This is a genomic window from Ideonella azotifigens, from assembly GCF_006519715.1.
GTDB lineage: Bacteria > Pseudomonadota > Gammaproteobacteria > Burkholderiales > Burkholderiaceae_C > Ideonella > Ideonella azotifigens.
In genome coordinates, this window is sequence record NZ_VIDT01000586.1 from 1 (window position 1) to 3469 (window position 3469).

A 3469-nucleotide genomic window follows, 5' to 3' on the forward strand; every position below is an offset into this window, starting at 1 on the left:
GGCCGAAGGTTCGGCCGTCACGCGGCGAGCGCCGCTAGCGCCCGTTGTCGTCGCCGTCCGAAGGGCCGCGCGCCGCCTGTCTCAGGAACAGGCGCGAGACCATCTCGGCCGTCTGGTGGCGCTGTTCGCCTTCGCTGCCATGCAGCTCGGCCAGCGCGCCATGCAGCATCTTCTGGGTCAGGCCGCGGCTCAGCGCTTCCAGCACCGTGTCCACATCGGTGCCACGGGCCAGCAGCTTGCGGGCACGGCCAATTTCCGCCGCGCGCCAGTCGTCGGCCTGGCGGTTCAGCGCCTGGATCAGTGGCACGCTGGCGCGCTGGTCCAGCCAATGGGCAAAGCTCTGCACGCCGGCATCGATGATGGCCTCGGCCTGCTCGACGGCAGCCAGCCGCTTCTGGCTGGCGGTCTGCACCGCGGCGGTCAGGTCGTCCACGGTGTAGAGATACACGTCTGACAGCCGCGCCACTTCGGGTTCGATGTCGCGCGGCACGGCCAGGTCCACCATGAACATCGGCCGGCGGCGGCGCGCCTTCAGTGCCCGCTCCACCGCGCCCAGCCCGATGATGGGCAGCGAGCTGGCGGTGCAGGAGATCACCGCGTCGAATTCATGCAGCCGCGCCGGCAGGTCGGCCAGGCGCATGGCCTGCGCGCCGAAGCGGGTGGCCAGTTTCTCGCCGCGCTCCAGCGTGCGGTTGGCCACCGCCATCATCTGCGGCTCCTTGGCCGAGAAATGGGTGGCCACCAGCTCGATCATTTCGCCAGCGCCGACAAACAGCACCTTGATCTTCTGCAGGTCCTCGAACAGCTGCGAGGCCAGGCGCACCGTGGCTGCGGCCATGCTGATCGAATGCGTGCCAATTTCGGTGGAAGTGCGCACTTCCTTGGCGACCGAAAACGAGCGCTGGAACAGCTGGTGCAGCGTGGTGCCCAGCGTGCCGGCTTCGTCGGCGCCGCGCACCGCCTGCTTCATCTGGCCGAGGATCTGCGGCTCGCCCAGCACCATCGAGTCCAGCCCGGAGGCCACGCGGAAGGCATGCCGGGCCGCTTCTCGGTTTTCCAGCACATAGGTGTGCTGCTGCAAATGCTGCTCGGCCACGCCACCTTGGCGGGCCAGCCAGTCCAGCGCCGGGCGTACCAGTTCGCGGGCGCGCTCGGGCCCGCTGGCCACATAGATTTCAGTGCGGTTGCAGGTCGACAGGATCGCCGTTTCCGGCGCGGAGCGCTGCAACTGGTCGCGCAGCGCCTGCAGCGCGGGTGTCAGCTGCTCGGGCGCGAACGCAAATCGGCCCCGCAAATCCAGCGGGGCCGTGTGATGGTTCAAGCCGAGCGCAAATACACTCATGACCGAATTATAAAATCCTTACCTTGCCCTCAGCATACGGTCGGTTGCTGACGCTGTGGCGCAATTGACGGGAATCAAAGCAGGACGTCGTCACCATGGGCCCTCTGGATGCCATCTGGCACTTGCTGAATTTCTTCGGTCCCGCGCTGGGCGTGGGGCTGATCGCCACCGGGCTGGCCAAGCTGATGTGGCACCGGCCGCTCAGGCGGGTGCCGTTTGCCCGGCTGGCGCTCTGGACCATGGGCGCAGGCGCCCTGGTGCTGCTGTTTGGCCTGGTGCTGTTCGGTCGGGATGGCCGCATGGCGACCTATGCGATGCTGGTCGCCGCCACCGCGCTGGCACTGTGGTGGCGCGGCTGGGTCCGCCCCCATTGAACCACTCCCCAGCGACAGCCGCTCAGGCCGTCACGCTGTCCTGCGTCACCACCTCGGCGCGCAGCGAGTGCGGCATCGCCTGCGTGATGCGCACGTCGATCAGCTGGCCGATCAAGCGTGGCGTGCCGGGGAAGTTGACGATGCGGTTGCACTCGGTGCGGCCCATCAGTTCGGCCGCGCTCTTGCGCGAGCGGCCTTCGACGAGGATGCGCTGTACGGTGTCCTGCATTGCCAAACTGTAGCGGCGCACGTTGTCTTCCAGCCTGGCCTGCAGCGCCTGCAGCCGGGCCAGCTTCACTTCGTGCGGGGTGTCGTCGTGCAGCGCCGCAGCCGGGGTGCCGGGGCGGGCGCTGAAGATGAAGCTGAATGAAGCGTCGAAACCGATGTCGTCAATCAGCTTCATCGACTTGGCATGGTCTTCCTCGGTTTCGCCGGGGAAGCCGACGATGAAGTCGGTCGACAGCTGGATGTCCGGCCGCACCAGGCGCAGCCGGCGGATCACGCTCTTGTATTCCAGCGAGGTGTAGCCGCGCTTCATCGCAGAGAGGATGCGGTCCGAGCCATGCTGCACCGGCAGGTGCAGGTGGTTCACCAACTGCGGCACCTTGGCGTAGACGTCGATCAGCCGCTGGCTGAACTCGTTCGGGTGGCTGGTGGTGTAGCGGATGCGCGCTATGCCGGGGATCTCGCCCACGTATTCCAGCAGCAGCGCGAAGTCGGCGATCTCGCTGGTGCCGCCCATGGTGCCGCGGTAACCGTTGACGTTCTGGCCCAGCAGCGTCACTTCCTTGACGCCCTGGTCCGCCAGCCCGGCGATCTCGGTCAGCACGTCCTCGAACGGCCGCGAGACTTCCTCGCCGCGGGTGTAGGGCACCACGCAGTAGGTGCAGTACTTCGAGCAGCCTTCCATGATGGAGACAAAGGCGGTCGCGCCGTCGACCCGTGCCGGCGGCAGGTGGTCGAACTTCTCGATCTCGGGGAAGCTGATGTCGACCTGCGAGCGCTTCTGCGCCTTTTGCTGGGCAATCATCTGCGGCAGCCGGTGCAGCGTCTGCGGGCCGAACACCAGGTCCACATACGGCGCGCGGTCAATGATGGCCGCGCCTTCCTGGCTGGCCACGCAGCCGCCCACGCCGATCAGCACGCCTTTCTCCTTCAGGTGCTTCACGCGGCCCAGGTCGGAGAACACCTTTTCGGCCGCCTTCTCGCGGATCGAGCAGGTGTTGAACAGCACCAGATCGGCCTCTTCGACGTCCTGCGTCGGCTCGTAACCGTCGGCGGCGCGCAGCACGTCGGCCATCTTGTCCGAGTCGTACTCGTTCATCTGGCAGCCGAAGGTTCTGATGAAAACCTTCTTCGTCATGACAACCCCTCGTCCGCAGGGTACTGCGACCGGTCCCCCGAGGGGACGCGGGCCGGCTTGGGAGCGGCCCGGCGCTCGGCCCGCACGACATTGGCGGTAGTGACAGCGTTCATGGTTTCGTCCAGGTCTGCGCAGCAGCGTCGAAACTCCAGCTCTGCGCCTGCCCCAGCGTGCGCGGCCACGGGCTTACCTTGGCTTCGTCGTCGCGCAGCACCCAGATTTCCAGCGGCTGGCCCATCGCGTCCAGCGTGAAGTTGACGACCAGCTTCTGGCCCACGAGGGCACCGGACATCTGCAGCAGGTTGTCCGCGCCGTGGATGCGGGCGCCGGGAGCCAGCCGCGTGGCCTGGCCGTTCAGCGTGGCTTCCGGCGGGGCGGTGACCACCAGCA

The 3469-nt window shown here is 67.1% G+C and carries 4 protein-coding genes; 1 reads left to right on the top strand and 3 read right to left on the bottom strand.

What is annotated here, in order from left to right; genetic code table 11:
• Positions 1–34 precede the first annotated feature (34 nt).
• Positions 35–1342, bottom strand: coding sequence for a glutamyl-tRNA reductase (gene hemA / locus FKP22_RS24475; protein ID WP_141290269.1), 1308 nt, complete (start codon positions 1340–1342; stop codon positions 35–37).
• A gap of 95 nt (positions 1343–1437) precedes the next feature.
• Here hemA and FKP22_RS24480 point away from each other — a divergent pair, with 95 nt between their 5' ends.
• Complete coding sequence (locus tag FKP22_RS24480) at positions 1438–1716, top strand: hypothetical protein (RefSeq protein ID WP_141290270.1); 279 nt, start codon at positions 1438–1440, stop codon at positions 1714–1716.
• Positions 1717–1738: 22 nt separating this feature from the next.
• Here the strand turns inward: FKP22_RS24480 and miaB are convergent, their stop codons facing one another.
• Entirely contained in the window at positions 1739–3079 is a 1341-nt protein-coding gene (miaB, locus tag FKP22_RS24485) for a tRNA (N6-isopentenyl adenosine(37)-C2)-methylthiotransferase MiaB (RefSeq protein WP_141290271.1), read from the bottom strand.
• 109 nt (positions 3080–3188) lie between these two features.
• A partial coding sequence (locus FKP22_RS32655) for a hypothetical protein (RefSeq protein WP_170201064.1) occupies positions 3189–3469 on the bottom strand: 281 nt, incomplete at its 5' end.